Annotated in this window: 19 protein-coding genes; 14 read left to right on the top strand and 5 right to left on the bottom strand. The window is 60.2% G+C overall.

The genetic code is table 11. The features are described from left to right. The first annotated feature begins 192 nt into the window (after positions 1–192). From AC1ROR_RS07920 to recN, 7 genes are all read left to right on the top strand, one after another. Positions 193–1,119 carry a D-alanine--D-alanine ligase gene (locus AC1ROR_RS07920; RefSeq protein ID WP_142169227.1) on the top strand — a complete coding sequence of 309 codons (927 nt, stop codon included), beginning with the start codon at positions 193–195 and terminating at the stop codon, positions 1,117–1,119. Then, positions 1,107–2,039 carry a cell division protein FtsQ/DivIB gene (locus AC1ROR_RS07915; RefSeq protein WP_035220485.1) on the top strand — a complete coding sequence of 311 codons (933 nt, stop codon included), beginning with the start codon at positions 1,107–1,109 and terminating at the stop codon, positions 2,037–2,039. The genes AC1ROR_RS07920 and AC1ROR_RS07915 overlap by 13 nt, the downstream gene beginning before the upstream one ends. Beyond that, positions 2,036–3,367: a cell division protein FtsA gene (gene ftsA / locus AC1ROR_RS07910; RefSeq protein WP_003513208.1), complete on the top strand. Its 1,332-nt coding sequence runs from the start codon at positions 2,036–2,038 to the stop codon at positions 3,365–3,367. The genes AC1ROR_RS07915 and ftsA overlap by 4 nt, the downstream gene beginning before the upstream one ends. Before the next feature lie 92 nt (positions 3,368–3,459). Further along, complete coding sequence (gene ftsZ / locus AC1ROR_RS07905) at positions 3,460–5,214, top strand: cell division protein FtsZ (protein WP_498589067.1); 1,755 nt, start codon at positions 3,460–3,462, stop codon at positions 5,212–5,214. A 269-nt stretch (positions 5,215–5,483) separates the two neighbouring features. Continuing rightward, positions 5,484–6,443: a UDP-3-O-acyl-N-acetylglucosamine deacetylase gene (gene lpxC, locus AC1ROR_RS07900; protein ID WP_035220491.1), complete on the top strand. Its 960-nt coding sequence runs from the start codon at positions 5,484–5,486 to the stop codon at positions 6,441–6,443. A 235-nt stretch (positions 6,444–6,678) separates the two neighbouring features. Then, on the top strand, positions 6,679–7,545 hold the full coding sequence (locus AC1ROR_RS07895; RefSeq protein WP_035220494.1) for an outer membrane protein assembly factor BamD: 867 nt from the start codon (positions 6,679–6,681) through the stop codon (positions 7,543–7,545). Between the two features lie 15 nt (positions 7,546–7,560). Next, positions 7,561–9,234, top strand: a complete 1,674-nt coding sequence (recN, locus tag AC1ROR_RS07890) for a DNA repair protein RecN (RefSeq protein WP_498589066.1) — start codon at positions 7,561–7,563, stop codon at positions 9,232–9,234. On the opposite strand, the gene AC1ROR_RS07885 is transcribed toward recN, so the two are convergent. Next, a complete protein-coding gene (locus tag AC1ROR_RS07885) occupies positions 9,231–9,845 on the bottom strand; it encodes a LysE family translocator (protein ID WP_498589065.1) in 615 nt (204 codons plus the stop codon). The genes recN and AC1ROR_RS07885 overlap by 4 nt on opposite strands. A gap of 132 nt (positions 9,846–9,977) precedes the next feature. Between AC1ROR_RS07885 and ligA the strand changes: the two genes are divergently transcribed. Both ligA and AC1ROR_RS07875 read left to right on the top strand, forming a co-directional pair. Next, on the top strand, positions 9,978–12,152 hold the full coding sequence (gene ligA / locus AC1ROR_RS07880) for an NAD-dependent DNA ligase LigA (RefSeq protein WP_498589064.1): 2,175 nt from the start codon (positions 9,978–9,980) through the stop codon (positions 12,150–12,152). A gap of 64 nt (positions 12,153–12,216) precedes the next feature. Next, on the top strand, positions 12,217–13,113 hold the full coding sequence (locus AC1ROR_RS07875) for an aminoglycoside phosphotransferase family protein (protein ID WP_498589063.1): 897 nt from the start codon (positions 12,217–12,219) through the stop codon (positions 13,111–13,113). 4 nt (positions 13,114–13,117) lie between these two features. On the opposite strand, the gene AC1ROR_RS07870 is transcribed toward AC1ROR_RS07875, so the two are convergent. The 3 genes from AC1ROR_RS07870 to AC1ROR_RS07860 all read right to left on the bottom strand — a co-directional run bounded on the left by AC1ROR_RS07870 (position 13,118) and on the right by AC1ROR_RS07860 (position 14,780). After that, on the bottom strand, positions 13,118–13,651 hold the full coding sequence (locus AC1ROR_RS07870) for a GNAT family N-acetyltransferase (RefSeq protein WP_498589062.1): 534 nt from the start codon (positions 13,649–13,651) through the stop codon (positions 13,118–13,120). A gap of 78 nt (positions 13,652–13,729) precedes the next feature. Beyond that, positions 13,730–13,852: a hypothetical protein gene (locus AC1ROR_RS07865; RefSeq protein ID WP_308384979.1), complete on the bottom strand. Its 123-nt coding sequence runs from the start codon at positions 13,850–13,852 to the stop codon at positions 13,730–13,732. Positions 13,853–13,868: 16 nt separating this feature from the next. Beyond that, the gene (locus tag AC1ROR_RS07860; protein ID WP_498589061.1) at positions 13,869–14,780 is read right to left on the bottom strand and encodes a DMT family transporter; all 912 of its coding nucleotides are present in this window, start codon (positions 14,778–14,780) and stop codon (positions 13,869–13,871) included. Between the two features lie 198 nt (positions 14,781–14,978). On the opposite strand from AC1ROR_RS07860, the gene gcvA reads away from it, so the two are divergent. The 3 genes from gcvA to AC1ROR_RS07845 are packed head-to-tail and all read left to right on the top strand — an operon-like array spanning position 14,979 to position 17,071. After that, complete coding sequence (gene gcvA, locus AC1ROR_RS07855) at positions 14,979–15,881, top strand: transcriptional regulator GcvA (protein WP_498589060.1); 903 nt, start codon at positions 14,979–14,981, stop codon at positions 15,879–15,881. Between the two features lie 43 nt (positions 15,882–15,924). Further along, positions 15,925–16,533 carry a 3'-5' exonuclease gene (locus tag AC1ROR_RS07850; protein WP_035220530.1) on the top strand — a complete coding sequence of 203 codons (609 nt, stop codon included), beginning with the start codon at positions 15,925–15,927 and terminating at the stop codon, positions 16,531–16,533. A gap of 46 nt (positions 16,534–16,579) precedes the next feature. Continuing rightward, positions 16,580–17,071: a CreA family protein gene (locus AC1ROR_RS07845; protein WP_035220532.1), complete on the top strand. Its 492-nt coding sequence runs from the start codon at positions 16,580–16,582 to the stop codon at positions 17,069–17,071. Between the two features lie 234 nt (positions 17,072–17,305). Here the strand turns inward: AC1ROR_RS07845 and AC1ROR_RS07840 are convergent, their stop codons facing one another. After that, the gene (locus AC1ROR_RS07840; RefSeq protein WP_003522339.1) at positions 17,306–17,773 is read right to left on the bottom strand and encodes a chemotaxis protein CheW; all 468 of its coding nucleotides are present in this window, start codon (positions 17,771–17,773) and stop codon (positions 17,306–17,308) included. Between the two features lie 225 nt (positions 17,774–17,998). On the opposite strand from AC1ROR_RS07840, the gene AC1ROR_RS07835 reads away from it, so the two are divergent. Next, on the top strand, positions 17,999–18,157 hold the full coding sequence (locus AC1ROR_RS07835; RefSeq protein WP_237681008.1) for a hypothetical protein: 159 nt from the start codon (positions 17,999–18,001) through the stop codon (positions 18,155–18,157). 142 nt (positions 18,158–18,299) lie between these two features. Next, positions 18,300–18,899 carry a cytochrome oxidase assembly protein Sco gene (sco, locus tag AC1ROR_RS07830; protein ID WP_498589059.1) on the top strand — a complete coding sequence of 200 codons (600 nt, stop codon included), beginning with the start codon at positions 18,300–18,302 and terminating at the stop codon, positions 18,897–18,899.

Here is an 18,899-nt window from a genome sequence, read left to right as displayed (position 1 = left end):
GGAGGGAATCCGGATCGATGCTGATTCTTTAACGGAACTCGGCATGTTGGGCGCGGCGGTTAACGAAAGTAAACGATTCATTAACCTTAATGGCGTTTAACTGATCTCAAGGATCATGTGCCAGAATCACCGTTCGTCAAATTCGGCGGTTCGGGCGTGGTTCGTAACGGAGAGTTGGTGTCAGAGGTATCGATGAGCGGCAAGCACGTAGCTGTTCTTATGGGTGGGTTTTCGTCGGAGCGGCCGGTCAGCCTGTCGTCGGGGAACGCTTGCGCGCTCGCCCTGGAGGGTGAGGGGTACAGGGTTACCCGCGTCGATGTGGGCCGCGATGTCGCCGCCGTACTCGACGAATTGCGCCCCGACGTTGCCTTCAATGCGCTGCATGGCCCTTTCGGCGAAGATGGCACCATTCAGGGCATTCTCGAATATCTTGCCATTCCCTATACCCATTCCGGCGTGCTCGCTTCGGCGCTCGCCATGGACAAGGCGCAGGCCAAGAAAGTGGCCGCGGCTGCCGGTGTTCCGGTTGCCGTCGAGCGCGTCATGAACCGCTTCGATTTCACCAGCGAGCATCCGCTGTCGCCTCCCTATGTGGTGAAGCCGGTGCGCGAAGGTTCCAGCTTCGGTGTTGTCATCGTCAAGGAAGACCAGTCGCATCCGCCGCAAATCCTCACCTCGTCCGAATGGCGTTATGGCGATCAGGTGATGGTCGAGCGCTATATTCACGGCCGTGAGCTGACCTGCGGTGTGCTTGATGGTGAGGCGCTGGGTGTCACGGAGGTGGTGCCGCTCGGTCACAATTTCTATGATTATGACGCAAAATACGCTGCCGGTGGCTCAAAGCATGTCATTCCGGCGGAAATTTCACCGAAAATTTACCAAAAAATTCAAACACTGGCGGTTATGGCACATCAGGCGATCGGGTGCCGTGGCGTAAGCCGTTCAGACTTTCGTTACGACGACCGCTTCTCAGAAGATGGCGAAGTTATCTGGCTTGAAGTGAATACGCAGCCGGGCATGACGCCGACCTCCCTGGTGCCGGAAATGGCGGCCCATGCTGGCCGCTCCTTTGGTAACCTTGTCAGCTGGATGGTGGAGGACGCTTCGTGTTTGCGGTGATCGGCAAAAAGTCGACGGCAAAAAAGCGCGAGCAATATGCGGCGGCGGCCAATGCCGACGATCGCAGGGTGCTGCCGCGTCCGATGCGTCGCGTCGTGCGCTTCTGCGTCAGCCTTGCGACCGGGCGCATCCACATTCCTGCCCATACCGGCACGATTTCGGCCGTCGCCTTTTACGCGGTGACCGGGCTTTACGGCATGTCGCTCGGCGGCCACACGACTATCGTCACCCAGACCACGACATCGGCAGCCGGCTTCGCCGTCGAGGACGTCAAGGTTTCCGGCAATTTGCAGACCTCGGAAATCGAAGTCTTCCAGCTTCTCGGCCTCGATGGCAGCACCTCGCTGATCGCGCTCGATATCGATGCGGCGCGCCGCAAGCTGGTGCAGCTTCCCTGGGTGGAAGATGTCGATATCCGCAAGGTGTACCCCAAGACCGTGGAAGTCCGGCTGAAGGAGCGTGAGGCCTTCGGTATCTGGCAGCATGGCTCGGAACTGTCGCTGATTGAAAAAAGCGGCAGCGTGATTGCGCCGCTGCGCGACAATAAATTTGCGGCCCTGCCGCTCTTCGTCGGACGTGACGCTGAAACCGGGGCTGCCGGTTTCGTTGAGCAGCTGGCCGACTGGCCGGAAATCCGCAACCGTGTCCGCGCCTATGTGCGCATTGCCGGTCGTCGCTGGGATCTCCATCTCGACAATGGCATCGTCGTCAAGCTGCCGGAAGAAAACCTGCCGCAGGCGCTGCAATTGCTGGCGCGGCTCGACCTCGAGGAAAAGGTTCTGTCTCGTGATGTCGCCGCCGTCGATCTGCGGCTTGCGGACCGCACCACGATCCAGTTGACCGAAGGCGCGACGGCACGTCGCCAGACCGCCGTGGACGCACGCACGAAGGCACTCAAGAAAGCGGAGAAGAACACATGAGCTTTTTTGGTTCTTCCCATTTCGGCCTGCCGCGTCTGAAGCCGCTTTCCTCCAAGCGCAGCCATATCGTCTCGGTGCTGGACATCGGCTCGACCAAGGTCGTCTGCATGATCGGCCGTCTGACGCCACGCCAGGAAAGCGAAATTCTGCCGGGCCGCACCCACAAGGTTGAAATCATCGGCATTGGCCACCAGCGCTCGCGTGGCGTGAAATCCGGCGTGATCGCCGATCTCGACGCGCTGGAAGGCGTGATCCGTCTTTCGGTCGATGCGGCCGAGCGCATGGCGGGGCTTACCGTCGACAGCCTGATCGTCAATGTTTCGGCCGGACGGCTGGCGAGCGATATCTATACCGCGAGCATCGATCTCGGCGGCCAGGAAGTGGAAGCAAGCGACCTGCGCAAGGTTCTGGTGGCGGCAAGCCAGCAGTCCATGCGTCAGGACCGGGCGATCCTGCACTCGCTGCCGACGGGTTATTCGCTGGATGGTGAGCGCGGCATTCGTGATCCGCTCTCCATGTATGGCGACCTCCTTGGCGTCGACATGCATGTGGTGACGGTCGAGCGCACGGCGCTTAAGAACCTCGAGCTTTGCGTCAACCGCGCGCATCTTTCGGTCGAAGGCATGGTGGCGACGCCCTATGCCAGCGGTCTTGCGGCGCTGGTCGACGATGAAGTCGAACTTGGTTGCGCGGCCATCGACATGGGCGGCGGCACCACGACGATCTCGGTTTTCGCCGAAGGCCGGCTCATTCACACCGACGCGATCGGCCTTGGCGGCCATCACGTTACGACAGATCTTGCACGTGGCCTCTCGACACGAATCGAAGATGCGGAGAGACTGAAGGTGGTGCATGGTTCGGCTTTGCTGAATGGCGCGGATGAGCGCGACATGATTTCGATCCCGCCGATTGGCGAAGATGATCGCGATCAACCATCGCAAGTTTCAAGAGCACTTGTAACCCGCATCGTGCGGGCGCGTATCGAAGAGACGCTGGAATTGATCCGTGATCGTATCCAGAAGTCCGGCTTCAGCCCCATCGTCGGCAAGCGCGTTGTCCTGACCGGCGGCGCAAGCCAGCTGACGGGGCTGCCGGAAACGGCACGGCGCATTCTCGCCCGCAACGTTCGCATCGGCCGCCCCATGGGTGTGGCTGGTCTTCCGGTGGCGGCGAAGGGACCGGCATTTTCAACCGCCTGCGGACTGATGATCTATCCGCAGGTGGCGGACATCGAAATTCATGCGGCGCAAGGCGGAATGTTCTCGCCGTTTGGTACGGGTAGCGGCCGGATAGCCCGGGTGGGGCAATGGCTGAAAGAGAGTTTTTGAGTGGCCTCGTGGCGTAAGCCGGAGGTTTCAGAGTTGAGTTTTCAAGAATCGGCCAGCGGGGCGATGCGGCCAGAGAAAGAAGGAATGCTAAAATGACGATACAGCTGCAAAAGCCTGATATCACCGAGCTGAAGCCACGCATCACCGTTTTCGGCGTTGGCGGTGGCGGCGGCAACGCTGTTAACAACATGATCACGGCCGGCCTCCAGGGCGTCGACTTTGTTGTCGCCAACACGGATGCGCAGGCGCTGACCATGACGAAGGCAGATCGGGTCATCCAGCTCGGCGTCAACGTCACCGAGGGTCTCGGCGCCGGTTCCCAGCCGGAAGTCGGCCGCGCCGCCGCTGAAGAGTGCATCGATGAGATTATCGATCACCTGAACGGCACCCATATGTGCTTCGTCACCGCCGGTATGGGCGGCGGCACCGGCACGGGCGCTGCCCCGGTCGTTGCACAGGCTGCCCGCAACAAGGGTATCCTCACGGTCGGCGTCGTTACCAAGCCTTTCCACTTCGAAGGCGGCCGCCGCATGCGTCTTGCCGAACAGGGCATCGAGGAACTGCAGAAGTCCGTCGATACGCTGATCGTCATTCCGAACCAGAACCTCTTCCGCATTGCCAATGACAAGACGACCTTTGCCGACGCCTTCGCCATGGCCGACCAGGTTCTCTATTCCGGCGTTGCCTGCATTACCGATCTGATGGTGAAGGAAGGTCTCATCAACCTCGACTTCGCCGACGTTCGCTCGGTCATGCGTGAAATGGGCCGTGCAATGATGGGCACCGGCGAAGCTTCCGGTCCGGGCCGTGCGATGCAGGCTGCGGAAGCGGCAATCGCCAACCCGCTGCTCGACGAAACCTCGATGAAGGGCGCACAGGGCCTGCTGATCTCCATCACCGGTGGTCGCGACCTTACCCTGTTCGAAGTCGACGAGGCCGCAACCCGTATCCGCGAAGAAGTCGATCCGGATGCCAACATCATCCTTGGCGCAACCTTCGACGAAGCTCTGGAAGGTCTCATCCGCGTGTCCGTCGTGGCCACCGGCATCGACCGCGTTGCCGGTATCGGCGAACAGAATGTTGCCGATATGCGCGCCGCAGCTGCCGCCAAGCCGCTTATCCGTCCTTCCGCGGCCGTTGCTCCCGCTCCGGCCGCAGTTCAGCCTGCCCAGTCAGTATCGCAGGCACCCAAGACCGTAGACCAGATCGCCCAGACCATCCGTTCGGCGGAAGCCGAAATGGAACGCGAACTCGGTTTCGTCGCGCACCAGCAGCCTGCCCAGGATTTCCGTCCGCAGAGCAAGCTGTTTGCATCGTCCCCGGCTGAAGCACCGGCTCTCCGTCCGGCCCAGCCGGTTCAGCACGCCGCTCCGGCACCGGTCGCTCCGGCGCCCGTCTACCATGCTCCGGAACAGGTTGCTGCTCCGGCACCGCGCATCCAGCAGCAGCCGCAGGCTCCTGTCTACCAGGAACCCGCACCGGTTGCCCGCCAGCCCGAGCCGGTACGCATGCCGAAGGTCGAGGACTTCCCGCCGGTCGTGAAGGCCGAGATGGAACATCGCACCCACGCCGCTCCTGCTGCGCAGGAAGAGCGTGGTCCGATGGGTCTTCTGAAGCGCATCACCAACTCGCTTGGCCGTCGCGAAGAAGAAGAAGTTCCGTCCGACATGATGGATGCGCCGAGCATGGCTCCGCAGCGCCGCGCGCCGCTTTCGCCGGAAGCCAGCCTCTACGCACCGCGTCGTGGCCAGCTTGACGACCACGGCCGTGCAACGCCGTCTTCGGCCAGCCACCACGACGACGACCAGCTGGAAATCCCGGCCTTCCTGCGCCGCCAGTCCAACTAAAGGCGATTCCATCCGCCTCTTCAAACGCCCGGGTTTCACGACCCGGGCGTTTTGTTTATTTTGCGTGATTAACACTAAATTAAATTGTGTTTTCAATAGTTTACGCGTGTAACAATCCGAAACGAACAGTGATTTGTCGTGGCACCTACATGTGCGTATGTATGAGGCTGGGTAAAGGGAAATACGACTATGCCGGTTGCCAAAACCGGCTTGAAAACTTGAACGGCGCTGGCCCAGGCGGCGCGGTTTGCAAAACAAGGCATAAACGCATGACTATCGGACTGCTCGGATTTCAGACAACTATCGCAAATGCTGTTCAGCTTAAGGGCATTGGCGTGCATTCCGGCAATCCGGTTTCGATGACGTTCCAGCCTGCAGAAGCCGGAACGGGCATCGTGTTCCACCGCCTTCATGAGAATGGCAGTGTAACCGAGTTGAAGGCGGTTTCGGCCAATGTCGGTAATACCGATCTGTGCACCGTGCTCGGCCGTTCGCTATCCCAGTCAGTGGCGACGATCGAGCACGTCATGGCCGCCATCTACGCCATGGGTCTCGACAACCTCATCGTCGAGGTTGACGGTCCGGAAGCGCCGATCATGGATGGCAGCTCCGCGCCTTTCATTGAAGCGATCGAATCCGTTGGCATCAAGAACCTCGGTGCGAAGCGCCGCTATATTCGCGTTACCAAGCCGGTGCGCATCGATTCGGGTGCCTCCTGGGCGGAGTTCCGCCCTTATGACGGCACGCGCTTCGAGGTCGATATCGATTTCGACACGCCGCTGATCGGCAAGCAGTCCTGGAAGGGCGATCTGACGGCTGACAGCTTCAAGAACGAACTTTCCCGTGCCCGTACCTTCGGTTTCATGCGCGACGTGGAGCGCCTGTGGGCTGCCGGTTATGCGCTTGGCTCCTCGCTTGAGAATTCGGTCGTCATCTCCGACGACAACAGCGTCATCAACATGGAAGGCCTGCGCTACGCCAAGGACGAGTTCGTCCGCCACAAGACGCTGGATGCCGTGGGCGACCTGGCGCTTGCCGGCGCGCAGTTTATCGGTTGCTATCGCTCCTATCGTGGCGGCCACAAGGTCAATGCGAATGCGCTGAAGGCGCTGCTGAGCGACCGCACGGCTTACGAGATCGTCGAAGCTCCGGCGGCCCGCAACCAGATGGTGCGCGCCCGCGAATTCGTTGCGGTCAACATGCCTGAATTTGCACCCTGGTCGGCTTGAGTTTGTTCGCAGGCTATTGATTGACAGGAAAAGCCGCTCCTTTCGGGGCGGCTTTTTCGTCGTGAGGGGCGATATGTTTCTTCATATCGCCTGATATTCATGCGATTGCGCGGGCGGATGCCATAAAAATGCGTTAATGCGTCATCATTGCGTTGCCCTGCGGATGCTTTTATGGCTAGAAACGCCAGTGCAAAGCCGATGCTTATGTATTTGCGCGGGAAGTGGGAACTGTCGAATGAAGCATGTAGGGTCTGGTGCGATGAAGGGTACGATACGGGGGATCGCCGTTTCGTTGTTGTTGGTCGGTGCCAGTGCGGCATTGACTGCCTGCCAGTCCGATCCGGATATCGACATCACCAAGCTCGGCTTCGAGTCGGATCCGCCTGACGTTCTGTACAAGCAGGGGCTTGCCAACATGAACGCCGGCAACATGACGGAAGCCTCGCGCAAGTTCGAGGCGATCGACAAGCAGTATCCCTTCACCGAATGGGGCCAGAAGGCTCTGGTCATGCAGACCTTCATTGCCACGCGCACCAACAAGAACGATGTGGCCATTACCAACGGCAGCCGGTTCCTGCGCCAATATCCGCGCTCCAAGGATGCCGCTTACGTTCAGTACATGATCGGTCTTGCCTATTCCAAGCAGATTTCCGACGTGACGCAGGACCAGCGCGCCGCGCAGCGCACCGTCGAGGCGATGAACAAGGTCGTCAACGACTATCCCGATTCGGAATATGTCGCCGATGCGCAGGCCAAGATCCGTTTCGCCCGCGACCAGCTCGCCGGCCGTGAAATGCAGGTCGGTCGTTATTACCTTGAGCGCAAGGAATATCTCGCCGCCGTTTCGCGTTTCCGCATCGTCGTCGAGCAGTACCAGAACACCAACCAGATCGAGGAAGCGCTGGCGCGTCTGACGGAAGCCTATTATGCGATGGGACTGGCGGATGAGGCGCAGACTGCGGCGGCCGTTCTCGGCAACAACTATCCCGACAGTCAGTGGTATGCGGATTCCTACAAGCTGCTGAAGGGTCAGGGGCTGGAACCGCGGGAAAACAAGGGGTCCTGGATTTCGCGCGCCGGCAAGAAGCTTATCGGCGCCTGAGACGGGGCATAGGCCATGCTGGTCCAGCTCTCGATTCGCGATATCGTCCTGATTGAAAGGCTCGACCTCGGTTTTGAGGCGGGCCTTTCCGTGTTGACGGGTGAGACGGGCGCGGGCAAATCCATCCTTCTCGATAGTCTGTCGCTCGCCCTCGGTGGTCGCGGCGATGGTGGTCTGGTGCGCCATGGGGAAGAAAAGGGGCAGGTGACCGCCACTTTCGAAGTCCCGAACAGTCACCCCACACGGCTTCTCCTGCGCGAGAACGGCCTTGATGACGATGGCGACCTGATTTTTCGCCGGGTGCAATCCTCTGACGGGCGCACCAAGGCCTATATCAACGATCAGGCCATCAGTGTGCAGATGATGCGCCAGCTCGGCCAATTGCTGGTCGAAATTCACGGCCAGCATGATGACCGCGCGCTTGTCGATACCGATGCCCACCGCACGCTGCTGGATGCCTTTGCCGGGCTGAGCGATGAAGCCCGCAGTGTCCAGGGCCTCTACCGTACCTGGAAGGATGCCGAGCGCGCCCTGAAGACCCACCGCGCCAAGGTTGAGGCTGCGGCGCGCGAGGCTGATTATCTGCGCTCTTCCGTCGAGGAACTGGAGACGCTCTCGCCACGTGACGGCGAAGAGGATGAGCTTGCCGAGCGACGGGCGGTGATGCAGAAATCCGAACGCATTGCCGGTGATATTGCCGAGGCCAGCGAATTCCTGAACGGCAATGCGTCGCCTGTGCCTGTCATCGCCTCGATGATGCGGCGTCTGGAGCGCAAGAGCCACGAGGCTCCCGGTTTGCTGGAAGACACCGTGCAATTGCTGGATGCCGCGCTGGACAGCCTTTCCAATGCGCAGATGGAAGTGGAGGCGGCGCTGCGCCGCACCGAGTTCGATCCGCGTGAGCTGGAGCGGGTGGAGGAGCGGCTGTTTGCGCTGCGTGCCGCCGGACGCAAATATAATGTTGCCGTGCCTGATCTGCCGGCCCTCGCCGAAAAAATGGTGGCCGATCTTGCCGATCTCGATGCCGGCGAGGAAAAGCTCGGCAAGCTCGAGGCCAATCTCGGTGTGGTGAAGGCCGATTTCGACCGTGCTGCGCAATCGCTTTCCGACAAACGCCGCCACGCGGCGGATGCACTTTCCAATGCGGTGATGGCAGAATTGCCGGCGCTCAAGCTGGAGCGGGCGCGGTTTACCGTCGAGGTGACCTCCGATCCCGAGCAGGCGACGGCCGAGGGCATCGATACGGTGGAATTCCACGTTCAGACCAATCCGGGCACACGGCCGGGACCGATCATGAAAGTGGCCTCGGGTGGCGAATTGTCCCGTTTCCTGCTGGCGCTGAAAGTGGCGCTGGCGGATCGCGGTTCTGCACCGACGCTGGTGTTCGACGAAATCGATACGGGCGTCGGCGGGGCTGTGGCGGATGCCATTGGCCAGCGGCTGCGCCGCCTGTCCAAGACCGTTCAGGTGCTGTCCGTCACCCATGCGCCGCAGGTGGCGGCGCGGGCGGCGACGCATCTTCTCATTTCCAAGGGCCCCTCGGGCGACGGCAGCGAACGCATCGCCACGCGTGTGGCGACGATGGAACCGAAACACCGCACCGAAGAAATCGCCCGCATGCTTGCCGGCGCGTCGGTGACCGATGAGGCGAGGGCTGCGGCGGCTCGCCTGCTTGCCGCCAAGGATTAACGGCTGACGGCCACCGCGACGCCGGAGCCGATCATGATCCCGCCTGCCGCCCGGTTCACCCTACGGATGATTTTCGGCTCCCGCAGCAGTTTTCTCGCCCGTACGGCGAGAAGAACGTGACCGCCAATAACAATCGCCTCCACCGCGATGATGACCGTTGCCAGGGCAGCAAGGTGATCGATCGTCAGCGAAGCGCCGACAATGTTCGGCAGCAGCGCGACGTAAAAGAGCGGCATTTTCGGATTGCCGAGGTTGAGCGCGGTTCCAGTCGCGAATAGCGAGATGAGGCTACGCCCGGCACTCACCGGCTGCAGATCGGGAACGATAGGTTCCGCCGTCCAGAGCCTGATGCCCATCCACACCAGATAGGCCGCGCCGCCATAGCGCAGTATCGTCATCAGGGTTCCCATTTCGGTGGCGAGGATGGACAGGCCAAAGGCTGCAAGCGTGAGGAAGATCAAAATTCCGGCCACGGTTCCCGCACCATAGGCGAGGCCGGAGGCGGCGCCATGGGTGATCGTGCGGGCAACGATCGTCATATTGTCCGGTCCGGGGCTGGCTGCGAACACAAAAAAGGCTGCCGCAAAGGCAATGAAGGTCATGACGTCCATTGGAAGGCTCCGGCATCTGTTTCATCCGGATGTTCAGAATAACGGATTCCTGCCTGTTGAAAAGCGAGGATGGTTTTGCGTTTGGCAATAATTCGCTAAAAGCATTGCAGATTCATCCGTGAGGCTTCTTCCATGTCGAAAGACCAGATTCCCGTCGAAAACCTGACCGAGCTTGAAGCCTCTTCCGAGCTTGCATTTCTGGCGGCCGAGCTTGCGCGCCACGATGCGCTTTACCATGGCAAGGATGCACCGGAGATTTCGGATGCGGAATATGACGCCCTGAAGCGGCGCAACGACGCCATCGAAGCCGCTTTCCCGGCGTTGGTGCGGGCCGACAGCCCGTCGAAAAAAGTTGGCTTCACACCACTTCCGACCTTTGCGCCCATCGTGCATGCCCGGCCGATGCTGTCGCTCGACAATACATTTTCGGAAGAGGACCTGCGCGACTTCGTCAGTTCCGTCTATCGTTTTCTCGGGCATCTGCCTGACGATTCCATTGCCTTTACCGCCGAGCCGAAGATCGATGGTCTTTCCATGTCCATCCGCTACGAGAACGGCAAGCTGAAGACGGCGGCGACGCGCGGCGACGGCACGACGGGCGAGAATGTCACCGCCAATATAAAGACCATCAAGGAAATTCCGAACGAGCTGCCCGCCGATGCGCCCGATGTGGTGGAGGTGCGGGGCGAGGTCTATATGGCGAAGAGCGATTTTCTGGCGCTCAACGCCCAGATGGAGGCGGACGGCAAGCAGACCTATGTGAACCCGCGCAACACGGCATCCGGTTCACTGCGCCAGCTCGACGCCAATGTGACGGCGAAACGCAAGCTGAGGTTTTTTGCCTATGCTTTGGGTGAGGTCTCGAATGGCGGCCAGCCGGCACGGATTGCGGATACGCAATATGGTATCGTGGAGAAATTCCGGGACTGGGGCTTTCCGGTCAACCCGCTGATGAAGCGATTCACCTCTGCCGAGCAATTGCTTGAACATTATAATGAAATCGGCGTCGCCCGACCCGATCTCGATTATGACATAGACGGCGTGGTTTATAAGGTCGACCGGCTCGATCTTCAGGAGCGGCTTGGTTTCCGCTCGCGCAGCCCGCGCTGGGCCACTGCGCACAAGTTTCCGGCTGAGCAGGCCTTCACCACGGTTGAGAATATCGAAATCCAGGTGGGACGCACAGGCGCTTTGACGCCGGTGGCGCGTCTGACGCCGATCACCGTTGGTGGTGTCGTCGTCACCAATGCGACGCTGCATAATGCCGATTATATCGAAGGCATCGGCAATAGCGGCGAGCGCATCCGCCCGGAAGATCACGATATTCGTATCGGCGACACCGTCATCGTGCAGCGCGCCGGTGACGTCATTCCGCAGGTGTTGGACGTGCTGCTGGAAAAGCGCCCGACTGATGCGGTGAAATATTCCTTCCCGGAAAAATGTCCGGTCTGCGGTAGCCATGCGGTGCGGGAGCGCAATGAAAAGACGGGCAAGCTCGATTCGGTCACACGCTGCACCGGCGGTTTCGTCTGCCGGGCACAGGCGGTCGAGCATCTCAAACATTTCGTCTCGCGCAATGCCTTCGACATCGAAGGGCTCGGCACCAAGCAGATCGATTTCTTCTTCGAAAGCGACGATCCCGCTTTGTCGATCAAGACTGCGCCGGACATTTTCACCCTGAAGGCACGGCAGGAGGCATCGCATCTTACCAAGCTCGAAAATATCGACGGTTTCGGCAAGGTCAGCGTCAAAAAGCTGTTCGACGCCATCGACGCCCGCCGCGAGATCGATCTGCACCGGCTGATCTTCGCGCTCGGCATCCGTCACGTCGGCGAGACGACGGCGAAGCTTCTGGCGCGGTCCTATGGCACCTACGACCATTTCGAAGAGGCCATGAAGGCGGCTGCGGATCCGGCAAGCGACGCCTGGGCGGAACTCAACAGCATTGACGGCATCGGCGAGGTGGTGGCCCGCGCCATCATCGAGTTTTACAAGGAGCCGCGCAATCTCGATGTCATCGATCGGCTGATACGGGAGCTGCAGCCGAAGGAGGCGGAGAAGCCTTCCACCGAAGGCAGCCCGGTGGCGGGCAAGACGGTAGTGTTTACCGGCTCGCTGGAAAAATTCACGCGGGACGAGGCGAAAGCCCGGGCCGAAAGCCTCGGCGCAAAAGTGGCCGGTTCCGTCTCGAAAAAGACGGATATTCTGGTGGCAGGGCCCGGGGCGGGTTCCAAGCTTGCCAAGGCGGCGGAGCTTGGCGTGCAGACCATGGACGAGGATGAGTGGCTGGCGCTGATCGGCGGTTGAGTCGCCGTCATCGCCGTTTTGTTTTGCACGGCTAGGGGTCTCATCCTGAAATGGGGAACGGGCCATGGATGATCGCATCGTCATCTCAACGCAGCAGGTATGCGGGCTGATCGCGAGCCAGTTTCCGCAATGGGCGGGGCTCGATGTCAGCCCGGTGGAACTGAGCGGTTGGGATAATCGCAGCTTCCGCCTTGGCGACGATATGCTCGTTCGCCTGCCGAGCGCCGGCCGTTATGTGGCGCAGGTGGAGAAGGAGCACCGGTGGCTGCCTAAACTGGCGCCTCTTCTGCCGCTTCCGATCCCGGTGCCATTGGCGCTCGGTGAACCGGGAGGGGATTATCCGTTCTGCTGGTCCATTTATGGCTGGCTTGAGGGCGAACCTCTTGCCCGGCATCTCGATCGTATCGATCTGTCGCAAATAGCCATGGATGCGGCAGCTTTTTTGAAGGCCCTGCACGACATCGATGCTTCGGATGGCCCGCTTGCGGGCGAACACAATTTCCATCGCGGTGGGTCGCTCGCCGTCTATGATGACGAGGCGAGGGCGGCGGCGGTGCATGTCGCTGATGAGGTGGATCAGGCGCTCGCCATGGAGATATGGCAGCTTGCCCTTTCCAGCCGCTGGCCGAGATCGGGTGTCTGGGTGCATGGCGATATTGCCGAAGGCAATCTGCTGGTCAAAGACGGTCGTCTTTCAGCGGTCATCGATTTCGGCAGTTCCGGCGTCGGCGATCCGTGTTCGGATCTCATTCTCGCATGGAATGTGCTGGATACGGAAAGCCGCGCCGTTTTTCGTCATGCGCTGAATCTGGATGATGCCACCTGGCAGCGCGGGCGCGGCTGGGCGCTCTGGAAGGCGCTGATCGTGCTTGCCGCGGCGCGGGGTCGTAACGGGAAAATGGCCGAATGGTCGCGCCGGACCATTCGGGAAGTGTTTGCGGATCATTGCCTGTCCGCCTGAACCGTCAGCGCAGGCGCGCCATCACGTATGAATCGGTATATTTGCCATCGCGATAGGCATAGTTGCGCATGGTGCCCTCATGCTCGAAGCCGAATTTTTCATAAAGCCGGATGGCCGCGAGATTGTCGGTGAAGACGTTTAGCTCGATGCGGCGAATGTCGTGCCAATTGTCCGCTGCATCGATGAGGGCGGCCAGAAGCCTCGATCCGATGCCTTTGCCGGCAAAATCGTCATGGATGCCGATGCCGAGGCTGGCGATGTGTTTCTGACGTCCGGTTCTGGCGTGCAGCCCGGCATTGCCCAGAATCCCGCCGCGCCATTCCGCCGCCACCACGATATCGGAAGGGGAGAGGCCTTCGAGATATTTCCGGGTGAGTGCGACGCTCTGAAATGGCTGTCGCAATGTTCCCCAACGCACACCGGGCATGTTGAGCACCCGTGTCAGGCCTTCGGCGTCATCGGGTGTGATGCCACGGATGAGCAGGTCATCGATCTTGAAATCCTGAAAGGGCGGTAATTCGCTTTGCGGCTGGGGCACTGGCTGTTCTCCTTTGGGGCCGGAGAGCAGGGGACCATTCGCCCTGCTCTTGCGGCAGGGCATGGTGGACAAGGATCGCTAGTCTATCGCGACAATGCTCCACCGCCCGCCGGCTTTGCCGGAGGTGGTATTGATGAGCATGATGTTGTGCGACTGTGCGATCATGGCTGGCAGATTGGCCGGGGTCGCGAAGCTTGTCAATGTAATCTTCCCGGCCTTATGCCGTTCGAAAGCGTCTGAACAACCTGCCATCGATCGCCGCAAGGCCGGCCGCGATCATCGCCATGCCCGCGAAATGCTTGACCTCCAGTTGCTCTCCAAGAAGGAGCGAGCCGAGCAGGATGGCGCTGACGGGAATGAGGAAGGTGACGAGTGCGAGGTTGGTGGCGCCGGCGGTGGCGAGGATGCGGAAGAAGATGAGATAGGCAAGCGCCGTCGATAGCAGGGCGATGCCGATGAGTGCGCCCCAGGTGCCGAGGCTGGGCATGGCCAGCGTCCATGGCTTGTCTATGAGGAGCGCGGCCGGGATCAGCATCAGCGTCGAAGACGATATCTGGCCAGTCGCCGTCATCAGCGGCGGTACGCCCATGGCCTTGAAACGCCGGCCAAATATGCCTGCGAAGGAATAGGAGATGGCGGCACCGAGAACGGCAATCTGGCCCCAGAGACCGGACGAGCCGGAAAAGGCCGCCGGGCCGATCATGGTTGCCACGCCGCCAAAACCGATGAGAACGCCGGCCAGCTTGTTGCCGGTCATCTTCTCGTCGGCGGTCAGAAAATGGGCGACGATGACTGTGAAGAGGGGCGTGGTGGCGTTGAGGATCGAGGCCAACCCGCTGGCAATATGGGTCTGGCCCCAGACGATCAGGCAGAAGGGGATGATGTTGTTGAGCAGGCCCATGCCGAAAAAGGCGCGCCACACCGTCCATTCACGCGGCAGGCGCAGGCCCATGATGCGGCAGACGATGAGAAGCGCGATTGCCGCCAGGCTGACACGCAGCGTGACAATGGTGACGGGCGGCAGTTCCTTGACGGCGATGCCGATGAAAAAGAACGATCCGCCCCACAGGAGCGAGAGCGCGACGAGCATCGCCCATTCGCCGGCATCCATCTGTTTCTGTATCGCCATCGTCATCTCCCAAAAGCATAAGTATCGACATGATCGCAGATGGGGTCGCCGCCATCCACCCGATATCGGTTGAGCTTAACTCAATCTGATAATCTGTGGCTTTGACTGCATTTCATATCGTGTTGTGTCTATTTACTCCCTGTTTTATGGTGTTTTCAAACGATAGTTTCTCGCGCGATAATTGAGATGAGCTAAACCATGGCAGCCGAACTTCCTTCTCTGAAAGGGCTGCAGGCCTTCGAGGCCGCAGCGCGGTATCGCAGCGTCACGCTTGCTTCCAATGAGTTGAATGTCACGCCCGGTGCCGTCAGCCTGCAAATCCGGGAACTGGAGGCGCGGCTTGGTGTGCAATTGTTTTTCCGCAAGCCGCGCAGCATCCAGTTGACGCGTGAGGGGGAGCGTTATTACGGTGCGCTTCGCACCGCCTTCCGGATGATGCGCGAGGCGACGGCGGAACTGACGGCGCGCTCCGAGATCACGGTTCTGACGCTGAGCTGCACGCCGACTTTCGCCGTTCAATGGCTGATGCCGCGATTGCCTGCCTTCCAGCAGCAACACCCGCATGTGGATGTCCGCATCAGCGTGACGAACCGGCTGGTGGATTTTTCGAGGGATGATGTCGATCTGGCGGTGCGGCATGGTTCTGGTCGTTATGAAGGGCTGGAGAGCATCCGCTTCATCGATGACAGCACCCTGCCGGTCTGCTCGCCGCAGCTTCTGGAAAAATATGGGCCGCTTCAGGAGGCGGGGGACCTGAAATCCATTCCGCTTCTGCACGATGAAAACCGCAATGAATGGCGGCGCTGGCTGGAGGCGGCGGGAGCATCGGACGTGGATGCCTCCGGCGGCACCGTCTTCATCGACAGCAATGGTGCGCTGGATGCGGCCAAGGCCGGGCACGGCATTGCGCTGACCCGGCGTTCGCTGGTTTCCCGCGAGCTTGCGGAAGGCGCATTGATTGCGCCCTTTGGCAAGGACATGGCCAGCACGCTCGCCTATTTCCTCGTTTATCCGCGGCGCATGCTTGATAATCCCGATCTGGTGATGCTTATCGACTGGATGCTTTCGGAAGCGGGCTCTGCCGAGGCCGGTTCTCTTTGACGTCAATCCGGTCTATGCCGGAATGAAACAACGGGAATCACTCTTGAAAACCATCGCCATCGATTTCGAGACCGCCAATGAGGAACGGGGCAGCGCCTGCTCCGTCGGGCTTGCATGGATAGAGGGCGGCGAGATCGTTCGCGTCGAGGAACGGCTGATCCGGCCGAAGGACATGCGGTTTTCGCCCTTCAACATCGCGGTGCATGGCATCCGCCCGGCCGATGTCGAAGATGCGCCGGAATTTCCCGAGGTGATGGAGGAGTTCATCGACGACTTCCACGGCGCCACCATGATCGCCCACAATGCCGCCTTCGATTTCAGCGTCATGCGGGCGTCTTTCGATAAATACCGGCAGTCCTATCCCGATCTTTCCTATCTGTGCAGCGTCAAGATCGCCCGGCATGTCTGGCCCAATCTGGCATCGCACAAGCTGAATGTCATCGCCCATCACCTGCAGCTGCGTTTCGTGCATCACAATGCCGCCGAAGACGCCGTCGTCTGCGCGGCCGCTTCGATTGCGGCGGCCAAGGCTTTGCGCGTCGCCCATATTCGCGAACTGCCGGAAAAGATCGGCATGGTCGCGGGGCGTCTCACCTCCACCGGTTACCAGCCATGCAGCATGAAAAAACGCGCCGTCTCCCGGGTTGCGTAACCGTTCCGCGCACTTATGTTTGAAGCAGCGTAACGGAGAAGATGCGATGACGATGAAAACTCTGTCGGGTTTGTTTGCGGGCTTTCTGGCGTTGCTTCCGGTGACAGCGGCGCATTCGCAGGTAGTCGGTGAGGTCGGCGTCGACTGGATCGGCAATGACATCGTCATCGAGGCGATCGCCGATCCGAAGATCAAGGGCGTGACCTGCCATGTGACCTATTTCGAGCGCGGCGTCATCGACCGCCTGAAGAACGGCAACTGGTTTGAAGACCCTTCCAACAACGCCATTTCCTGCAGCCAGACGGGACCGGTGGAGATCGGCGACATTGATCTGTCGAAGGGCGGAGAGGAAGTGTTCCGGCAGGGCATGTCACTGGTCTGGAAGAAGCTCGTCGTCAGCCGCGTCTATGACAAGGCCAATGACACGCTGATCTATCTGGTGCATGCGCGGGAGCTGACCGACGGCTCGGCCAAGATGGCGATTTCCACGGTGCCGCTTTATAATCAGCAGGTCACATGGCAAAAGGGCAAGCCGTAAGATTTTGTCCGACCCTGTCCGTCATGCCGGACTTGATCCGGCATCCAGCCACGGCGCGTCTGCGCCGTGAAAGAGTCTTTCGCGATCAAGGACTTAATCGCGCTGGACCCCGGATCAGGTCCGGGGTGACGGAGTACTTCTGAAACGGGACTGCCAGACTATGCAACCCGCGCCGCTTCAACGGCGCTGGCGCTGGGCGCTACAAATCCTATCAAGAGGCAAGAGCCGGCTTAATCAGGCGGCTTCGCGTGCCAGCTCGTCCGCAATGACGGTGTCGAGGTTGAGGAAGCAGACCATGCTCTTTTCCAGCGCCACGATGCCGCGGCAGAAGCTGCGCTGTTCTTCCGGAATGATATCGGGTGCGGGCTGCAGGTCTTCGGAGCGGATGGTCATCATGTCGGAGACCTGTTCCACCAGGAGGCCGACCAGCTTGCCGCCGATATCGGTGACGATGATGGCGGAGCGTTCGGACGGTTCGGTCATTTTCATGCCGAGGCGGCCGGCCATGTCGATGACGGGAATGACGGCGCCGCGCAGGTTGATGAGGCCGAGAACATAAGGCGGGGTGTGCGGCATCGGGGTAACCGGCGCCCAACCGCGGATTTCGCGGATCGCCATGATGTCGATGCAGAATTCCTGATCGCCGAGATGGAAGGAAACGATTTCGAGATATGCGCCGGATTGCTTGATGGCGTTGGACATGACGGCAGGTTTCCTCTGATGGCTCTCTAACAGGCCCGCGCAGGATTGAGCTTTATGCGGTGGCCGGAGGATGGACCGGGAGACATCATGTCGAGGCTTTAAAAACCGCTATGGTCATAATGCACAGCAAGATTTTAAACTTTCCCTAACAATTGCGCTGTTCCAACCGCAAAACCCAGTGTTTTGGCGGTTTTCGCGCTCGCGCAAACAGGTTATGATGGCGATATGAACGGGCTCGTCTCCAATCCGCTGAAGTTTATTCTGGCAAGTCTTGCAGCCATGGCTTCGCTTGCCATCGTGCTTCTTGCCTTCGATGGCTGGGTGCGGCACGGCACGGATATTTTCCTGTCCACGGTACAGAGCGGCATCGCTTGGTGCCTGTGACGTGTTTTCCGGCTGCGGATTTGTGACAAATCAGCGCGGTTCCCGCAAATACCGCCCAGTTGATTTGCCGTCCCCGTCGCCGTTCGCTATCTGTCGGCCAAAGCCCGCGCTATCAGGCCGGCCTTCGGGGTAGGATTGGACAATGAGAAATATTCGTATCGTATTGTGGGCCGTGGTGGTCGTTCTCGCTGGCGTCGTCAGCTGGCTGACGATCGAAATGACGAAGACGCGTGAGGAGATGGTGGAGACGGCCTATGGCGTGCCCTTCCAACTCACGGCGCAAAACGGCCAGCCGATCACCGAAAAGGCCTTTCAGGGCAAGCCGACAGCGCTTTTCTTCGGTTTCACCCATTGCCCGGAAGTCTGCCCGACAACCCTCTTCGAGCTGAACGGCTGGATGGAGAAGGTGGACCCGGCCGGCGACAAGCTGCAGGCCTATTTTGTCTCCGTCGATCCCGAGCGCGATACGCCTGAAATCATGCAGCAATATGTCTCCAACGTCTCGACGCGCATTACCGGCATCACCGGCCCGGCCGACAAGATCGCCGAAACGCTGAAGGGCTACCGCATCTATGCCAAGAAGGTGCCGGTGGACGAGAAGGATCCGAATGGCGACTACACCATGGATCACACGGCGTCCGTCATCCTGCTCGACGCCAATGGCCGTTTTTCCGGCACTATCGCTTATGGCGAAAACCCCGAAGTCGCCGAGCAGAAGCTCCAGAATCTTCTGAAGGGCTGA

Source organism: Agrobacterium sp. GW821-FHT14E08, from assembly GCF_058803865.1.
This window is presented reverse-complemented; position numbering and strand designations above follow the sequence as displayed.